This is a genomic window from Psychrobacter sp. TB15 (genome assembly GCF_000511655.1).
Lineage (GTDB): Bacteria > Pseudomonadota > Gammaproteobacteria > Pseudomonadales > Moraxellaceae > Psychrobacter > Psychrobacter submarinus.
The window spans coordinates 1-19,394 of record NZ_AYXN01000019.1 but is presented as its reverse complement, the minus strand read 5'-3'; the positions used below and the strand labels follow the sequence as shown (position 1 = coordinate 19,394).

Annotated in this window: 13 protein-coding genes, 1 tRNA gene and 1 pseudogene; 13 read left to right on the top strand and 2 right to left on the bottom strand. The window is 41.9% G+C overall.

Annotated elements, in window-relative coordinates; translation table 11 throughout:
- The 3 genes from W234_RS0104510 to W234_RS0104500 all read left to right on the top strand — a co-directional run.
- Nucleotides 1-3,781, top strand: a 3,781-nt coding sequence (locus W234_RS0104510; RefSeq protein ID WP_198015300.1) for a YadA-like family protein, incomplete at its 5' end; no start/stop codon positions are given.
- A gap of 176 nt (nucleotides 3,782-3,957) precedes the next feature.
- Nucleotides 3,958-4,725, top strand: a complete 768-nt coding sequence (locus W234_RS0104505; protein WP_227501933.1) for an OmpA family protein — start codon at nucleotides 3,958-3,960, stop codon at nucleotides 4,723-4,725.
- Nucleotides 4,726-4,927: 202 nt separating this feature from the next.
- A tRNA-Val gene (locus W234_RS0104500) sits at nucleotides 4,928-5,004 on the top strand.
- A gap of 229 nt (nucleotides 5,005-5,233) precedes the next feature.
- Here W234_RS0104500 and W234_RS0104495 read toward each other — a convergent pair.
- Complete coding sequence (locus W234_RS0104495; protein WP_025645165.1) at nucleotides 5,234-5,461, bottom strand: helix-turn-helix domain-containing protein; 228 nt, start codon at nucleotides 5,459-5,461, stop codon at nucleotides 5,234-5,236.
- Nucleotides 5,462-5,578: 117 nt separating this feature from the next.
- Between W234_RS0104495 and W234_RS0104490 the strand changes: the two genes are divergently transcribed.
- From W234_RS0104490 to W234_RS0104450, 10 genes and pseudogenes are all read left to right on the top strand, one after another.
- Complete coding sequence (locus tag W234_RS0104490; protein ID WP_025645163.1) at nucleotides 5,579-5,794, top strand: hypothetical protein; 216 nt, start codon at nucleotides 5,579-5,581, stop codon at nucleotides 5,792-5,794.
- Between the two features lie 11 nt (nucleotides 5,795-5,805).
- On the top strand, nucleotides 5,806-7,002 hold the full coding sequence (locus tag W234_RS0104485; protein ID WP_025645160.1) for an Arm DNA-binding domain-containing protein: 1,197 nt from the start codon (nucleotides 5,806-5,808) through the stop codon (nucleotides 7,000-7,002).
- Nucleotides 6,999-7,289, top strand: a complete 291-nt coding sequence (locus W234_RS0104480; protein WP_025645158.1) for a hypothetical protein — start codon at nucleotides 6,999-7,001, stop codon at nucleotides 7,287-7,289. The genes W234_RS0104485 and W234_RS0104480 overlap by 4 nt, the downstream gene beginning before the upstream one ends.
- A 10-nt stretch (nucleotides 7,290-7,299) precedes the next feature.
- Nucleotides 7,300-7,620: a hypothetical protein gene (locus W234_RS14285; protein WP_084212619.1), complete on the top strand. Its 321-nt coding sequence runs from the start codon at nucleotides 7,300-7,302 to the stop codon at nucleotides 7,618-7,620.
- A gap of 171 nt (nucleotides 7,621-7,791) precedes the next feature.
- Nucleotides 7,792-7,911 (top strand): annotated as a pseudogene (locus tag W234_RS14455) (subtype I-F CRISPR-associated endonuclease Cas1); the annotation flags it as partial.
- 507 nt (nucleotides 7,912-8,418) lie between these two features.
- On the top strand, nucleotides 8,419-9,729 hold the full coding sequence (locus tag W234_RS0104470; RefSeq protein WP_025645156.1) for a Y-family DNA polymerase: 1,311 nt from the start codon (nucleotides 8,419-8,421) through the stop codon (nucleotides 9,727-9,729).
- A gap of 16 nt (nucleotides 9,730-9,745) precedes the next feature.
- Nucleotides 9,746-10,171 carry a LexA family protein gene (locus W234_RS0104465; RefSeq protein ID WP_025645154.1) on the top strand — a complete coding sequence of 142 codons (426 nt, stop codon included), beginning with the start codon at nucleotides 9,746-9,748 and terminating at the stop codon, nucleotides 10,169-10,171.
- 373 nt (nucleotides 10,172-10,544) lie between these two features.
- Nucleotides 10,545-11,060, top strand: a complete 516-nt coding sequence (locus tag W234_RS0104460; RefSeq protein WP_025645152.1) for a hypothetical protein — start codon at nucleotides 10,545-10,547, stop codon at nucleotides 11,058-11,060.
- Nucleotides 11,057-13,537 carry a hypothetical protein gene (locus W234_RS14650; protein WP_025645150.1) on the top strand — a complete coding sequence of 827 codons (2,481 nt, stop codon included), beginning with the start codon at nucleotides 11,057-11,059 and terminating at the stop codon, nucleotides 13,535-13,537. Before W234_RS0104460 ends, W234_RS14650 begins: the two co-directional genes overlap by 4 nt.
- Nucleotides 13,524-16,877 carry a tyrosine-type recombinase/integrase gene (locus W234_RS0104450; protein WP_025645148.1) on the top strand — a complete coding sequence of 1,118 codons (3,354 nt, stop codon included), beginning with the start codon at nucleotides 13,524-13,526 and terminating at the stop codon, nucleotides 16,875-16,877. The genes W234_RS14650 and W234_RS0104450 overlap by 14 nt, the downstream gene beginning before the upstream one ends.
- Nucleotides 16,878-17,265: 388 nt before the next feature.
- On the opposite strand, the gene W234_RS13670 is transcribed toward W234_RS0104450, so the two are convergent.
- A partial coding sequence (locus W234_RS13670; protein WP_029374373.1) for an Ig-like domain-containing protein occupies nucleotides 17,266-19,394 on the bottom strand: 2,129 nt, incomplete at its 5' end.

Genomic DNA, 19,394 nt, shown 5'->3' with positions numbered 1-19,394 from the left:
CCTACGTGTTGACAGTGACGGTAGCAAGCTAAACCTAGTGATGGCTAAGAACCTAACGGATCTTGAGAGCATCACCATCAATAACGGCGGTCCGATTATCAGTAGTACGGGTATCGATATGGGTTCCAATGCTGATGAGGATGAGTACCCAACCAACACCATCACCAACCTTGGAAAAGGTGTCAATGGTACTGATGCGGTGAACCTTGATCAGTTGAACGAAGTCAACGAAACAGCCAATAAAGGATGGTTTGTCCGTACTGATTCTGGTGATGGCGCGAAGAGCAATGTCAAGCCAGATGACGTCGTTACGATCAACGGTGACGGTAATATTAGTGTGACCAATGAAGATAACAACTTGGTTGTGTCGTTAGGCGACAACCTCAGTGTTGGTAGTCCAGGTCAAGACGGTGAAGACGGTGTAGATGGCTTCATCGGTGTGAATGGCGCAGACGGTACCTCAGGCGTGAGCATCAACGGCGCTGATGGCACAATCGGGCTAACGGGTCCTGCAGGTCTTAATGGTGAGCCAGCTCCATCAGGTACCATCGGTGTCGTCAATGGTGTACCCGGTGTTAATGGTGAGGACGGCATTACACGTATCGTCCTTGGTGATATCCAAGTTGCCACCATGGAAGATGGTATGAAGTTTGCCGGTAACACGGGCGATACCATTGCTAAGAAGCTCAATGAAACGTTGAACATCGAAGGTACGTTAGCTGACTCTGCTGATGCATCAGGTGCAAACCTACGTGTTGACAGTGACGGTAGCAAGCTAAACCTAGTGATGGCTAAGAACCTAACGGATCTTGAGAGCATCATGATCAATAATGGTGGTCCAATCATCAGTAGTACGGGTATCGATATGGGTTCCAACGTTGATGAGGAGGGTTACCCAACCAACACCATCACCAACCTTGGAAAAGGTGTCAATGGTACTGATGCGGTGAACCTTGATCAGTTGAATGACGTGACAACGGATCTGACTGACTTAGGTTTCGACATCACGGCTGACAACGCCTCATTAGCGCCTGGTGAGACTAAAGACAAAGTCAAACTTGGTGATACGGTCAAATACACCAGTGCAGATGGCAGTATCGTCACTACAGTGGCAGATAATGAAATCGACTTTGCATTGGGCGACAACCTCAATGTTGGTGGAGCAGGTCAAGACGGTGAAGATGGTGTAGATGGCTTCATCGGCGTCAATGGCGCAGACGGTGCATCTGGCGTGGCGATTAATGGCGCTGATGGCACAATCGGTCTAACGGGTCCTGCAGGGATAGACGGTGTGAGTCCAACGCTGACCATGCGTCCAGAAATCCAGTCTGGCGACGTATTTGATGATGACACAGACGTCACTCGCTTAAGTTACGAAGATGGTGACGGTAACAGTCATACCATAGCGACGTTAGAAGATGATGGTTTACGCTTCTCTGGTAACGATAATCCGACTGTTGGCTATGTCACTCGCAACCTAAACAAGGAGATGCAGATTGTTGGTAGTAAAACAGCGGTTGGTACATACTCATCAGGCAATATCAATACGATTGCGACACAAGGTGGTGGTATTGAGATTCAAATGGCTGATTCACCGAAGTTTGGTGAGGTAACCATCAACGCTGAGAATACCGGTAAAATTACGGGTCTTACTGCTGGTGAGGATGATACTGATGCCGTCAATGTCTACCAGCTGAATCAAACCAATGCGACTATCAACCAAGGCTTAGACTTTGGGGGTGATAGTGGTACCGATGTCAACCGTAAACTTGGTCAAAAGCTCATTGTTAAAGGTGACGATACCATCAACGCTGATCCAGCAACAAAAAACATCAGCGTTACTGCTGATGGCGATGACACCTTGAACATAAGATTGGATAAAGATATCAATCTTGGTAATACAGGCAGCGTCACCACTGGAAACACTCAGGTGAATAATGCAGGTGTTACTTTATACAATGGCGATAACGATCAGGTAGCACTGACTAACAATGGTCTGAACAATGGCAACAACAAGATTACTAACGTTGCTGATGGATTATTGGATGCTAGCAGTAAAGATGCGGTTAACGGTAGTCAGCTGTTTAAGACCAACAACGAAATTGCTAAAGGTATCAAAATTGGTGACGGCAATAGTGCTAATGATCAGCAATTTGCATTAGGCGATACCATCAATGTCACAGGTGATAGCAATCTGACTACTGTCGCTTCTGCGACTGGCGTCCAAGTGAAACTGAATAATCAGTTAGACCTCGGAGATGATGGCAGTATACAGATAGGCAATAGCATCATGAGTGATGCAGGCTTTACCTTCGTTGGAAATGGCGTGAATAGAATGGTTTCGCAGGTTTCATTGAGTAGCCGTGGTCTAGACAATGGAGGCAACACCATTCGCAATGTTGGGGAAGGTGTGCTAAATACGGATGCTGTCAATGTTGGGCAGTTGAAAGATGTAGCCATTGCTTTAGATCAAGGTTGGGGTTTAAGTGCCCAAGGTGATAGCGCTACCATGGTCAAACAAGGCAGTGCTGTTGATATGAACAGCAAAGATGGCAATATCAAGGTCACTAGAACGCTTGTCAATGGCGGTCTGGCGCGTCAAGCTGGTCGAGCAGCAGGTGCAAATGATATCAGCTTTGATTTAAATCGCGATATTGCTGTTGATAGCTTACAAACGGGTGATAGTACTCTAACTAGCGATGGTCTAACTATTGCAGGTGGTCCTAGTGTTACTAAATCTGGTATCAATGCCGCTGACACCAAAATCACCAATGTGATGAATGGCGATGTCTCTGAGAGTAGTCAAGATGCTATCAACGGTGGCCAGCTCTATGCTCAAGGTAGTGGTATTAGTAGTATTATTGGAGGAGATACAGTCTATAACCCTGTAGATGGAAGCTTCACCAATAATAATATCGGTGGTACGGGTGAGAATAGTATTGATGGTGCGATTGCTTCTATAAAACGAGGTGAAATCATTATCAACGAAAACATTCAAACGAACACCACCAACATAGAGTCTAATACAACTAAAATCGACGCAAATGCGGCCGATATCATGACGAATACCACGAATATTGAGACCAACACAACCAACATCAAGGTTAACAAGGATAAAATTGATGCAGGTCTCAACTTTGGCGCAGATAGTGGTGCTAATATCAACAAACCGGTAGGTGATGATAGTGTGCTTAGCTTTAAAGGCGGCAATAACATCACAACTACGGCGCAAGGTAGTAGCATCACGTTCGATCTTAATGGCAATATCAACATGGATAGTGTCACCACTGGCAATACGGTGATTAATAGTAGTGGTGTAACTATTCAAGATGGTCCAAGTATGACAGCAGCTGGTATCTATACAGGTGATAGTGAAACAGCGCCTAGTATGACTACAGACGGTATTAATGCCGCTGGTACTAAAGTGACAAATGTTGCAGATGGCATGGCACCTAGAGACGCTGTGAACTTCGGGCAACTAGACGCTGTCACAAGAGGCTTGGGTGACAGCATCAATGAGCTTGGTTATAGAGTTGATGATGTAGAAGACGAAGCTAACGCTGGTATTTCAGCAGCGATGGCAATGTCCTCGATGCCTCAATCGTTCTTACCAGGCAAATCACTAGTTGGTGGTGGTGTTGCAACCTACAATGGCGAAAGTGCAGTAGCGATCGGTCTATCGAAAGTTTCTGACGACGGCCGTTGGATTATGAAAATCAGTGGTACAGCAGATACTCAAGGTAATGCTGGCGGCGCAATCGGCGCAGGCTTCCATTTCTAAGAGCCGTATTTATTATCTGTAGACGTCTTCACCTTGTACTAATTCAAGGTGAAGACTCATCTTAATCATTTGATTAACTATAAAGGGGAAGCCATATGAAAACCCACTATATAACTAAAATTGCAAGTTTCAGTGCTCTAAGCTTAGCTACATTGGTAATGACAGGATGTCTAGGTATGAAAAGTCTCAGTAGCGGCATTACTGATGATGGTCACATTGATATGCAAAACATCGTCTTCCCAGAGCCTGATACGGCTTGGCGATACCAAGGGCAGTTTCCTAATAATGAGAACTTATCGAAGATAAGGCCCGGTATCGATAAAGATAACATTTATCAATTGCTTGGTCCTCCACACTTTAGCGCAGGTCAGTACGCACGCGAATGGGATTATATCTTAAAGTTTTATATGCCGGATAACTCGGTAAAAACCTGTCAGTATAAGATCATTTTCGATAAAAACTATCAAGGCCAAGAGTTTTATTGGATGCCAGCTGACTGCCCTCCTAAGCCGATGACGACCGCCTCGCCTCCTGCTTTGACGATACAACCAGCTCCGGAGCGTATCAATTTAAGCACTGATACTTTATTTAGGTTCGACAAATCAGCAGCTCAAGACATTCTGCCAGAAGGTAGGTATGAGCTTGATAGGTTGGCAAAGACACTACGTCAGTATCAGCAAACTGGAACCAGTACCATTGTCATTACGGGTCATACAGACCGTAAGGGTACAGAAGCCTATAATATGAGACTGTCTTCACAGCGCGCTCAAACAATCGCAAATTACTTAGTAAACCAAGGGGTCAACCCTAACACTATCTCAACTACTGGCGCTGGTGAGTCACAACCAATAGTCGAGTGCTCAGCCAGCCTACCACGTCAACAAGAGATCGATTGCCTGCAACCTAATCGCCGGGTAGCCCTTGATGTGACTACCGTCCAATAGCTTGTTTCTTTTAACTCTTTAAGCGTAAAATAAGATGCTAATCATGGATTGGCATCTATTTATTTTTTCTAAAGGCTCGATTATGAGCTGTCTCTACAGCTTATAGATTGTTAATTAAAAACCATTAGATATTTTTTAGCAAAATAATCTTAATAAAAGACTTGCAAAGTCTGAAAAACTTGCTAAAATGCTCAACCTAAATAGGCGTATAGCTCAGTTGGTTAGAGCGCTACCTTGACATGGTAGAGGTCGTTGGTTCGAATCCGATTACGCCTACCAGATTCGAAAGCCCCAATCTTTTTGATTGGGGCTTTTTTTTGTCCGTAAAATATGGGCTGTAGCGGAAAAACCATTATTAAATCACACTATAATCATAACTATTCAATCAGCTCGAAATATCTCAAAAAAGCGACGGTGACCAAATGGTGACCAAACCGTGACTAGCCTACAAAAACCATTAAAATTAAAAGCTTCTTTTTGACCTCTACTCTAAAACTATTATTGACTTCTATTTTTCAATAACTTCTACTTTCTTTTCTTCTACATATTCAAAAATATCTCCTACCCCTACTTCAAGATAGGCACAAAGTTTATCTATAGTATCGAAATCAATTCTTGACGACTGATCATTGTATATCTTGTGCAAAGTTGTTTTGCTCACTCCTGTCGCTCGTACGGCATCCGCTACTTTTAACCTTCTTTCAGCTAACAAAGTTGGGAGATGGTTAACTATCATCTTAAAAACTCCAATTTTAATTATAAAAAATACTTGCATAGTTATAATTTTATGGTAAATTACAACTATGGTATTTAAAAGTACCATTATGGTTAAACTTTATATAAGGAATATATTATGTCACATACCTACCTAACTACCCAAGAGCTTTCTGAGCTCATTAAGTATAACCCTCGTACTATTCGCAATGAGCTCAAAGATACTGTGCTTATCGAAGGTATTCATTACATCCGGCCGTTTGGTGGACGCAAAATTTTATATGTTTGGGAAGAGATCGAAAAAGATATGCGTACTGGTGTCACCGGTAGCATCAACGCTATGGCTCTACAATAAGGAGAAATATTATGGCTAGTATTAGAAGTAGATATAACAAGTTGGTGGTCGACTTTCGCTATATGAACAAACGCTGTAGGGAAACGACAAACCTCATTGACACGCCAGCGAATCGTAAGAAGCTTGAAAAAGTGATTGAAAAAATGGAAGCAGAGATTACCTTGGGCATATTTAGTTATGCTAAGTATTTCCCCAAAAGCGATAAATGCGATGAGATGATGGCGTTAAGTGATCGCAAGGACTGTCTTCAAAGTGACGTCCTTTCATTTAAGGAATTTGCGCTGCTATGGTTTTCTGAAAAAGAGATCGAATGGCGTGATACTTACAAACGTAAGATTAAAGAAATTATTGATATGTATTTACTGCCTAAGTTCGGCACTAAGCCTATTCATATCATAAAAAAGACAGATGTATTAGCCTTCCGTTCATCCCTCGCCAAAGTGACTTACGGAAAAGCTAACAAACATCTGTCAGCGGCACGCATCAATTCGATAATGGTACCTTTAGGTATGATACTAAAAGAAGCCTCTAAACGCTACCAGTTTGAAAACCCTTACTATGATATCAAATCCCTTAAGGAGCCTAAGACTGATATTCAACCTTTCACGCTTGAGGAGGTTTGGACGTTCATTAACGGCGTTAGGGAAGACTATCGTAACTATTACTTAGTAAGATTCTTTACAGGTATGCGCACTAGTGAGATCGATGGCTTAACTTGGGAAAATATCGATTTTAATCGTCGCGAGATTGTCATTAAGCAGGCCTTGGTTAAGGGCAAAATTGTACCACCTAAGACTCAAGAGTCTTATAGAGCCATCCAAATGTCTCCTTGGGTGTATGAAGCGCTTAAAGGGCAGCAAGCTATCACCTACAAGCGCTCTGACTATGTATTTTGTTCGCATACCGGTGAGCCTTTAGATTACAACAACGTGAATAAGCGGGTCTGGCATCCTACTCTTAAGGTTTTAGGACTCAAAAAGCGCAATGCCTATCAGACTCGTCACACTGCAGCCACGCTTTGGTTAGCAGCTGGCGAGAGTCCTGAATGGATAGCCAGTCAAATGGGACACTCTACCACTAAGATGCTATTCAACACCTATAGTCGCTATGTGCCGAACATGACCCGCCAAGACGGGAGCGCATTTGAAGCATTAGTTAATCGTAGTCAAATGGCTCAATCATCTACTGACAAGGGGACATCACAATGAAAGTCATTAATTACGAGGAATTGTTTGCCGAGTTTAAACGAGATGGTGCGATAAGTGCAGATGCTAATGAGATTGCTAATACGCTTATTCGCGAACTTTGTATTTCATCTGGATCTGGCTTAGCGCGCTTCTTAGGAGTGAAGTCTTGTTTTAATAATCACATGGCGATGCGCGTGTGGGTACAGAAGCGTTTAGATGCCAATAATGACTATCTTCTTGATGAGATGTGTTGTCAGTTAGAGAGTGAGCTGTATGCTCTTCTACCACAAACCATCTATGGCTACTAAGGAGAATACTATGAGTATAAGTTTCGTGTTCGACCCAACGCTTAATGAGGCAGTTAAAGACTTTTGCCGTGAGTACTGGTCTTATAATTCGCCCGATAATTATCTCGCTCATGTAGAGATCCTATGTCAGTCTTACGGTATAAGCTACTCTTTACTGTTTAGGACACTCTCGAAGTGTCAGGCCTATCTAGACGATGTGCATTGTGAGTACTGTGGTCGTCCATACCAGCTTGATGTACCAGCAGATATACCTTATGCAAGAAGTTTGCGCTCTTGGTTTTGTGAGGGGTGTATCAGCTTTTCAGGTGGTCAGATTACTGTAAGTAGATAGACTAATAAGTGTAATTAATTACCAGATAACTTAGGTTATCTGGTTTCGCATTCAATTAACTAGCGACATATACTGTCGTTTTAAATATATTATTCATTGTTTTACGAACAAAGTTCCGTTAAAGTAAATCCGTATTCAAATTCTATGATACTTTCAATAGACGGAGCTATTATGGCAAAACCTAGCAATCCTTATACCGATAATAGCTTTGTCTCCTCTGATCTTAAGACTATTTTGCACTCCAAACGTGCCAATATCTACTACCTCTCGCACTGCCGCGTCATGCAAAAAGTGGCTTAGAAAGGTACACTCTCCAAAAATCCCACAACTATTTCATTCACCACCGCATAGGTGGCTTATGAGCAGCGTTAAAAAATTGCATGCCGATTTTAGGTTTGCAAGGAAAATCTTTTAAATAAGATTTTCAGAAGTTATGACATCAAACGCAACCTAATAGAATAGATCCACCGCACAGGTGTCTTAGAAAATAATACTTACCTTTGAGCTGAGTTTGTAAGCTATCTGTCATAGTAAGAGATTATGAGGTTTAGTGTATTCGCAACTGAACTTTAATTAATATGGCCAAGAAGTTCTTACTTATAATCTGTTTCAATCAACTAAACATTCAAAATACTGATCACATTAAATTTAAACCCTCACGACAACCATCGTCGTCTACCCTTTATTCGCTCTTGAATTTTCAAGCACGCTATCTCTACAATCAAAGGCATCTCTGATCACGTAAATACTCGTGATTGGTTATGCTTTTTTTCATGCCATCCACCTACTGAGACAGCCATGTATGCGCTTGTTGATTGCAATAGCTTCTATGCCAACTGTGAAAAGCTCTTTCGCCCTGACTTAAGAGATAAAGCGGTAGTGGTGCTCTCTAACAATGACGGCTGCGTGGTTGCTCGCTCCAGTGAGGCAAAACAGCTCGGTATCAAGATGGGTGTGCCGTACTTTCAGGTTAAAGACTTCTGCGAGAAGAACAACGTCACTGTCTTTAGTTCAAACTACACTTTATATGCTGACATGTCTCACAGAGTTATGAGCACCCTTGAAAAGCTGTGTCCTACCGTTGAAGTCTATTCTATAGATGAAGCCTTTTTATACTTAGCCGATTACCCTACCGCAATGACTGATCTTGATAGCTATGGACGTAAGCTCAAAAGCATCGTTGAGCAGTACACCGGCATTCCAGTATGTGTGGGTATGGGCAGTACTAAGACCATGGCAAAGCTTGCCAATTATGCCGCCAAGAAACACCCAGCTACCAAAGGCGTTTGCGTGCTAGACAACCTAAGATGGATAAGACGCATCATGCAGATCACCGATGTTGGTGAGGTATGGGGCGTGGGTCGCCGCTATAAGGTCAGACTCAATAAGATGGGTATTCATACGGTCTATCAGCTCGCCGTCTGTGAGCCTGCGAAAATAAGACAGCACTTCGGGGTGGTACTCGAGCGCACCTGCTTAGAGCTTAACGGTCAAAGCTGTCTTGGTATTGAGGCGGTAGAAGCTAGAAAGCAGATTATCTCTTCTCGCTCTTTCTCCACTCGCATTAGCTGCCCTGATGAGCTGAGTCAAGCAGTCTGTAGTCATGCGGCAAAAGCGGCAAGCAAACTACGTAAACAAGACAGCGTTTGTCATTACTTAAGCGTCTTTGCTAAGAATAGCCCGTTTAGTCAGACAGAGGGTTATACCTCCATATCCGGACAATGTCAGTTTATAACCCCAACCGCTGATACTAGAGTGATGGTAGCCGCTGCTCGGCAGATACTGACTCAGATCTTTAAAAAAGATGTTCGCTATGCTAAGGCTGGCGTCATGCTGTTTGATATCTGCCAGCACCATGAAGTACAGCCTGACTTGTTTGCAGACGATAGTAGCGACAATCAAACCAACCAACAAAGTACCTCAAAAAGCGCAGAGGTTATTGCCGTTATGGATCAGCTTAATAAAAGGTATGGCCAGAACAGTAATCAGCAAGCAGCAGTGTTTATCGCAAGCGAAGGCATCAAAGACAAGCAAGCATGGCAGATGAGCCGAGACATGCTATCGCCGTGCTATACCACAAACATCAACCAAATACCCAAAGTAGATTAAATCAAAGGTGGACTCAATGACGGTTAAGATAATAGGAAGGCTGACTGACGAAGGTGAGACGGTATTGCTCTCGCTTTATAGCGATAGAGTCAAAGCAGGCTTTCCAAGTCCAGCGACGGACTATGTGCAAAACCGCATTGATCTAAACACACTACTTATTCATAGCCCAACGACAACCTACTTGGTAGAAGTCGAAGGCGATAGCATGATCGATATGGGTATCTATCCTAATGATATCTTGATTGTGGATCGCTCATTAAGCGCTAGGAATAAAGATATCGTGATTGCACTAGTCGATGACGGCTTTACCGCCAAGCAGCTGATACTCGGTGAGCATATTATCTTGCGAGCCCATAACGAAAATTATGCAGATATCGTGGTGAAAGGATCGCTTGAGCTGTTTGGGGTGGTGGTGAGTAGTGTTAGGCGGTTTAAGAGGTGAGAAATAATAAAAAATTCTTTTTATGTCCTAAGATCAGATATCAATCTGCATCCATGTCATATAAGCTCTTGATCCTAATATTTAAGCAGCACACTGGTAAATCTCTATCTAAGATCCGTAAGCCGTTGTCCTAGAATTCCACTCTGTCTACCCTATCCACGTGCTTGCTAACTCTAGCTCATTTCTAAAGCGCTTCAGAGCAAATTATCATTGCTCTTCTATAAGTAACTCTAAAAGTAAAATGATGCGTCACGTATTGTCGTCTAGTTGACGAGGTGGGATTTAATTGATCGCAAGTAATAGTAAGATAAGAGTAGAGGTCAATAAATGAAGCATATCGACCACATTAGATCATTATCTTAGTGGAGTGTTTATGAATCCATCAAAATCATTAACAGTTGCCAAGCTGCAGACAACTCCTGTGGTCATATTTGAAGGCGTTCTTGAACTATATAATCTTTATACCTGTCATATCAGACCCTTCATTAGTGAAGCCTTTAAACTTAAGCATAGCGCTGCTTGGACTAAAACCACATTATTTATCAAAGAAGACAAAAGATGGTTTTTAGTCAATAATTTTGAGCTTTTTCACTTGATCAAAAGTCCTGATGTTGATTTTAATGTACTCGGACAAAAAGTGTCTGTGAGATATATCCCAAAAGATCAGTTTAATTTTGACATCAGTTTTTACGAGCTTATCAATCTCATTGCTCAATATAACAAGACAATAGATATCAGGCTTGTTTACTCGCAGTTAAATCAGATCTTGGATCAAGAGATAAACCAAAAATTATTTGGCAAAAATATTTTTGCTATTACTACATTTTGTCGGCTTATAAATATAAGTGAGCAAACCTATTACAAGCGACCTTCTGAGGGTGTTTTATGACTGAGAATGCTCATGAAGAGCTAGAATGGCTTGATACGCCAACATTAACAGAAATCATTAAAAAAATTGATAATGACCAGAATTTTATATATCCAGAAGCAGTATCGACTGCCATATCTGAGATCACTTTAGCAGTACACAATAGCTATAGACAGCCAGATGATAATCCCCAAAATCTAATAAGATTAATATTACAGGTATTACAAAGAAGGCCAGTTCCTCAGCTTTCTATGACTATTAGTAGATCAGAATTAGCAAAAAAACCACTCATCATGCAATTGCTCATTCTCATGCAACATTCTATCAATGAACATCAGCATGACTACCTACAGAAACGGTTAATTTGGCTAGCCATAGCAATGCACACCAGTGTGATGCTAACGCAGCACTGGCCAAAACAGCAAACCAAAAATATACTGATGCAATTCAAACAGGCGCAGTTTTCAGGATCTTCTAGACGAACATGGATTTGGCGTGAACTACCTGATTCACCTCAAATGACCATGAGTGTGGAAAGCATACTCACCATTTTCACTGTTCTATTAGAGCAGCAAAAAAGTGCATATGAATTGTTCAATGATCAGCAAGCTACTCATGCCGAAGAAAAGAAAGTGGCAAAAGATAAACTGAGCCAAATAGAAAAAATAACGACCGCCTATCAAAATGCGCATACGTCACGCAAGCCTAGACCCAAGTATAAGAAGCCGCCTAAACATATTAAAATTATAGCTATCAACTTAGCAGATAACACATCGAAATTACCCTTAGACTCTACTGCAACGAGTCACAACTGGAATACTACGCCTAGTAATGATGCATGGGGTAACACACATGATGATATAGAACACAGCGCTATCGCCATAGATCTTGCATTTTTAGACGCTAACACTGAAAGCTATGAAGGGTTAACCACCAGCTTTGAAGAGCGTATTGATCACTATGAAGCACCCTATGTCAGCTATGGCGAATATCCAAACTCGTTAATCAAACACTCTATACCGCTCCAAACTATAGATTTATCGCTACAGCAGAACTACATGTCTCAGCGCAATCTCGCGCTTAACTCTAACACGCGCTTACTCTCCCTTGCCGGCTACCAAGCGTTATTTGCTGCGCTCAACCAAGATGCAAGCAGCTTGCCAGAAACAGAGACTGATAAAACCTGTGCGGGTATTTTACTGTTATCTATGATTACTGGATTGCCAGTTAAATCCTTACTAATACCCGGCTATATCGGTCATCCTAATATTTTCAAAATCAAAGGTAAAAAATACTACATTGAACACAGTTTAGGTATTACTAAAAGGTCGACGAGCCAAACATTGCCCGAAAAGGATTATGAAAATACTTCTGATACCATCAAAGTTCCACTACCATCATGGCTTATAGATGATTTACTTGCTTGCGAGTTTCCCTTAAAAAAAGACTTTACGGCTTATCTTGCCGCTTTGCGTAGTAGCCTTGGATTGCCGTACCTGTCTGTCAATCGTATAGAGACCGCACTACATGTCGTGCTCTCTCGTTATACACCTAATTGCCATGCGCACATCGCCGATATCATCTGTCGTACGCCTGCGCCCCATGCTCCTGCGATGTACTATAGTAGCCACACCAGCGAAGCACTTATGGCTCACTATAAATCAGCACTGGGTATATTTAATAGCAACAGTGATTTTGACTTAACTTATATCACTCATTGGCATAAATATACGGTGGGCTCAGCGTTTGCGCTGAAGGTTGAAACAGTTTGCGACATCGTAAATGAGATAAAGTACTGGACCGATCAAAGTTCAAACGATGAGGAGCACTTTAATAGAACCAGTATTTTTGTATGGTTTGTCTTTTGCCTTTTAACCGGCGTGCGTCCAAACAACGGTCTTGGCAGAATGTACGATATCGATCTTGATATGGGTTGGCTGCTCATCAATGACAAGCCTGTTAAGAAGGTCAAAAGTGATCGTCTCATTCCGCTATGCCCCACACTTATACGTCATCTAACAGACTATAGAGCGTATTTGATTAATTATCAGGCAAAGCACCAAGGTCATCATGACATCAGCGCTATCATTGACAATATCCGTTTAGGTAATGATGAAGCACTATTAAAGCTGTTGTATGAGCGAGCTCCTACTGCTAACTCCCCTACTCTTAAAGACATCAAGCGTGGCGATGCTTATCATATGACCAAACACATCATTGACGCCAATCCCTATTGGACACGCCACTTTGTTCGTACGCAGCTTGAAAATCTCGGCGTTTCCTTATCGCTGATTAACACAGTTATTGGTCATGAAAAAGCTCGTCAAGAAGTATTGGGACGTTTCTCATCAAGTAGTAAAGCAGATATTAAGCGTGTGGCGTCCGTGTTTGAAAAGATCGCAGCACAGCTTGGGTTATCAGATATCACAATCAACCATTACCTTAATTCAAATCATGTTGGCACAAGCATTACAGAGGTTGACCATGCTAATAAATGAAATACAGCTGCCAAAAATTATTGATGACTTAGCAAAGTTTGATGGTAGGAAAAAGCGCTACGTGCCTTACCCATCTATACTCAAAGACAGTGACACGGTAAGGACACGTGAGATACAGCTACTCGCCGACTTACAAACCGAATGGGAGTCGTTGAAAAGGATTCATCCTGGAAGTATCGGATTCATAAAGTCTTTCAATAAATACTACCAACAAGCGCTTTGGCCCAATAAACGCATCTTTTCATTTTCGCCAAGCTCTAGCGATTATTTTGATTTGTCATGGCTATCTTGGAGTCAATCTTTAAGCCAGTTTCAGATAGAGCTTTATAGACAATTGGAACCATTGTCTCAAGAGGGTTTTGATGAGTTTCAGTCAATCATTGAAAACAAAATTGCAAAAGCTTACGAGTCATCTAGAACACTCAAACATGTCTGGCAAGTCGTCGTTAAGTTCGTTGATTATCAAAATAAGCACCATATGCTTGCTGAGCATCACTATCCCAAGATAATCGCGCCACAACCTACTAAAATTAATCCACTAATTACAAATACAGCTTGGTTAAAAGACGGTAAGGCGCTGGTCAAAATTATTCGCGCAGTAGAGCATAATTGGGAGCAAACAGCCGATTATAGCCAAGATCAGATTATAGGCTGGCTGATATTCTCAGGAATTGTGTATGGCGGTATCAATGAGGTACAAATGCTTCAAGGGTGGCTTATCTCATTGCTCACCAAAGAGTATCAGCCATTCATCAAAGAAAGGATAATGGTCTCGCCGCGCTTTGTACAAAAGCGCTTTGGTAATGAGCGCGAAGAAGAAAGTGACAAGCTTTACAACACCAAGCAAATCGTTGTAGATATGGTCAGTCAGTGTTGGCTGATGCATTATCATACAAAAAGTAGTCAAGTAGAGTTTGAACCTATCATTGCCAAGCTGTCAGAAGATAAGATAAAACAATACTTGGCTGTGGCTTTGTCTGACGTGATCAAGCCTTTGGGTATTAAGCCACTTCCCTTTTCAAGGTTTTTATATTACGCCAGTTACTACTGGGAGGAGCTGGAGGGCGCTGATATTGATCATGCTTCAGTTGGGGTGCTGCGAGGTATGCATAACACGGCTGGACTGAGCACGCAGGACTTTGGTCGGTTCTTGAACCAAAAATATCAGTACAAAGAGGAGCCGTATGTTCTAGAACATATTTTGACGCTGTCTATCAGCAAAAACTCTGTTAATCAAAACGAGACATCTAGTAGTAGTTCTACCAAAAAGATAGAGGTTAGAAAGTCTGATTTAATTATGAACCTGACTAAAGACTTCAAAATGGATAAAAAACAGAAAAAGAAAAAAACCAGCAAAAAGCCACCTACTCTTATCGAAAGAGTACAAAAACGCTATGAACAATACGATGACTTAAGTGAAAAAATTTTATTAGATTGGGTGCTAAGTTTACTCAATCGAAAAGAGTCAAAATCGCTTAGTAATGAGTCTATTTTGAAATATATTAGAACCATAGGCTATGAGTGGTTGTATTTCACCACAGCGCAGCCGCTTGATATTTGGTCAGAGGAAGAGTTTGAGGAACTTTACGAAGAGATTTTAGAGTACAAAGCTGTCGTACGTAACAATACTGACATTGGATACTCTGCCAATTTATTGAAGAGTATGCACAACTTTGCAAAGAGCAAATACAACCTACCCTCCGTGAACTTCCAACAGTCGAAAAATGGTCGACGTGTACGTGCGGAGCTGATATCACCGCAAGCGTACCAAGCCATTATTACGCAGATACTGGGTTCCGTAGATATATTGGAGCGGGAGATGTTCGCGCTTTTATTTATCTTAGTCTATCGTACTGGGATGCGCAAAAAAGAGCTGTTGGGACTTAAGTATAATGACATCGAAGGCTTAAAAACAGCTGTACCATCAGTGGTAATAAGGCCCAATAGCTACCGTCCAACTAAGACTCAAAGTAGTATTCGCCGCGTTCCCTTATTTGCTCTCCTCAAACCTAATGAGCTGAATTTTTTTATTAATTTTGTGCAGAGTAATATTGGCGACAACTCAAACAAATTTATCTTTACCTTATCATCGGATCAGCGCCCTATTGATGACCATGTTCCGTTGCAGTTACTCAAACGAGTCTTAAAAGACATATCGGTAGATGATAATGTAGCAGAGCATACTTTTCATGGGTTTAGGCATACGGCAGTGAGCAACCTATCTTTAGCGCTAGTAGGCCATTCAGATCTCGTAGAAGCACTCACCGATTATGACGAAAGCGACGTATTGCGTATAAAAGAAGGCCTACTCGGGGAGCATACCAATGGACAAGATCGCTGGTACGCTCTATCAGGTATTATGGGGCACTTATCGCCTGAGCGGAGCTTTGAGTATTACAATCACTTTGCTACTCTGATGGCTACTTATGCGTTGAGTGTTGCTGACATCGGACTACCCAAACAAACACTGTGTAACATTACCAAATCTACTAAAATTAGCCCAAGACAGATCAGTGATAATGCTGACATTGATGATAACGGTATGATCAATATGCCTAGTATACGTAAGCTGTTATTTAAAAATATCATAGAAGGCAAACGCAAGTCACCGAAATTTACGATCGAAAGCCGTGCTAAGCAATTTCTCTTGAGTACCAATACGCCAGCCAATAATGAGCTGTTTGGTCGTTATGGCATAAATCAGATACAACTGCTACTACAAGCATTTGATGACGAAACGCCCTTAAATAAAGCGGCACAACTAGCTAACATTTCTATATACGATGCCAATATTTTATTAGAAAGGGCACATGAAGTTATTACTATCACCACCAAACGCGGTGAACCACGCTTTGCAAAACCTATAGACTCAGTGACCACCGCTTTAAGTCCGCTTAGCGTTCAACATCAAAGTGACTTAAGATTACTATCACTCTTACTGAGTCACGCTCATCGGCTAAGAAAAACGTCTGAGTCTGACTGGGCTTGGTTCATTAAGATATGCCGCCAGCGAATTTCTAATAGTAGGACCTATATATCATTCTTACAAGAAGAAAAGGAGAGTTTGCAGCGATTTATGCGTATTGCTGAAGAACTACTACCTTTAAAGCATTGGCTTATGACTAGCAACGACATAGTACTAGAAAACACTAAATCAGATGAAGACTACCAAGACATCAAGAAGCAAGCTAATAACTCAGTGAATACGGTTCATATTGGTATCGCTAGCCGAGATCATAGAAGTAAAACAAGAAAATGGCAGTACTCGCCGCTACTCAGGTTCTTTGTACATATAATGTTGATTACTGATGAGAAGTTACTCATAATATGTGACAAGTAGCTCATACCTGTCTCATCAAGATAACGATCTCCTGCAGGAATAGAAACCACCGTAGTACCACTTGCTAATTCACTCTCAACACTACTTGTCGCGATAGCGCCAACTAGTGTATGTAGTCCTATCGATAAGCACCACCTTCCGCCCAGTTATCCGCTTCGTCAACTTTACCTTGTTCAACAATAGCTCATTGCCTAGCCCTATAAATAAGTAGCGGTACCATAAAAGCTTGACTGACGGATAAAAATATTTGTAATACCCTAATTGTTATTTAAGTCCATTAGGGCAACGTTACCTGTCAGTCCTCCTTAGCTATGCTCAAAAAAAGCGGGCGATGAATAATCATCGCCCGCTTTTTCAATATTGATTGCTGTATACAACCGAGTGCTACCTACATGATATGGAACATCGCTTCCGCCTGCATATTATCATTGAGCGTTTGCACTTGACCTATAGTGAAGTCCACTGCTGTTGATGGCTCAGAGGCTCCACTAGATACTGACGTAGTAGCAGTCTCATTAGCTATATTTGCATCCACTGTATCATCGCCTTCAAACACTAATTCATCATTATTTACATCAAGTAAGTCACCAATGCTAGGCAGCTCGGTCAGTTTTGAGTCTGTAAGAGAGCCTATATCCATAGTTTCTATATCGTTGAAGGCTGAAATAGTATTTTCATTACTATATAGAGCGGTCTCATCATCTACTGAACTCAAACTAATAGAGTCTTCACTGATGCTATAGCTATCATCCTGCGATATACCATCACTCTCAAAGTTATGGAGTGTCAACTCACTAGGCTCTGGAGATGTTGCATCTGAGGTAATATTGATCCCATAGTGACTCGCTTGCTTAGTATCTAAATCAATGACTTTAATATAAAAATCTTCTGCAAGCTCTGACTCATCCAAGCCAAGTTCGGTACGGTCAGATTGATACGTATAATCACCATTTGGCTTTACAGTTAGCTGACCATTCTCAGTGTTCACTGTCAATGATTCCGCTGACGGACTGCCTGCTTGGATTGTAATCGTCTGCCCAGCTATCTGAATATCATAGTTGTCAGGGACGTTGACATTGTCATCTGCAAAGATATTGCCTGTAATGTCTTGATAACCAGTAAACTCAGTATATTCAACATCTTTAAACTCAGTAACATTAAAATCAATTAATGATCCTGATGAATATACATACAAGTCTAGAGTATATTTACCTGGTGACAAAGTATTTTTGCTCAGCTCAATCAAATAGTTATTCGAGCCTACTGATGAAATTGAACCGCTGGATGAAGAAGACATCCCTGGTCCTTGAAACGTATAGTTATAGCTGCCTCGAATGATATTAGAACCATTAGTCAGCTCCAGCTGAGGCATCCCATTTTGACCAGTGACTTCAAACTCTATAACTTCATTTATATAAGAGGATGCCTGCTTTTCTACTACCGTCTGCTGCTCACTGACAACGCTAGTTTCAAAGACTTCTTGCAACTCAATATTAGATTCTTGAGTAAGCGAATCGACAGTAATCGTAGCAGTTTGGGTGATCACGCCACCCTGACCGTCATTAATGGTATAAGTGAAGCTGTCTTCACCATTGAAGTCGGCGTTTGGTGTGTAGGTGTAGCTGCCATCGGCATTGACAATAACACTGCCATTTGTAGTTTCTTCATCTAAAGCATAAGTGAGGGTGTCACCATCCACATCAGTGGCTGTCGCTAACTGACCTTCAGCTACGGTGTCTTCTGTAGCAGCAATAACACTATCTTCTGAGACTGGCGCATCATTTACGGCAGCGATAGTGATTGTTGCGGTTTGAGTGATCACGCCACCCTGACCGTCATCAATGGTATAAGTGAAGCTGTCTTCGCCATTGAAGTCGGCGTTTGGCGTGTAGCTATAGCTACCATCTGCGTTGACAGTGACAGTACCATTGGCAGCATTGTCTTTTAATGCATAGGTTAAGTCATCACCATCCGCATCGGTAGCAGCTTCTAGCTGACCTTCAGCTACAGTGTCTTCTGTCGCTTCAATGGCAGTATCTGTTGAAACCGGTAGATCATTGACTGAAGCGACGGTAATAGTTGCCGTTTTAGTAATGGTCTCTGTACCATCAGTCACAGTATAGGTAAAGCTATCTTCACCATGGAAGTTAGCATTTGGCGTGTAGCTGTAGCTGCCATCGGCATTGACAATAACACTGCCATTTGTAGTTTCTTCATCTAAAGCATAAGTGAGGGTGTCACCATCCACATCAGTGGCTGTCGCTAACTGACCTTCAGCTACGGTGTCTTCTGTAGCAGCAATAACACTATCTTCTGAGACTGGCGCATCATTTACGGCAGCGATAGTGATTGTTGCGGTTTGAGTGATCACGCCACCCTGACCGTCATCAATGGTATAAGTGAAGCTGTCTTCGCCATTGAAGTCGGCGTTTGGCGTGTAGCTATAGCTACCATCTGCGTTGACAGTGACAGTACCATTGGCAGCATTGTCTTTTAATGCATAGGTTAAGTCATCAC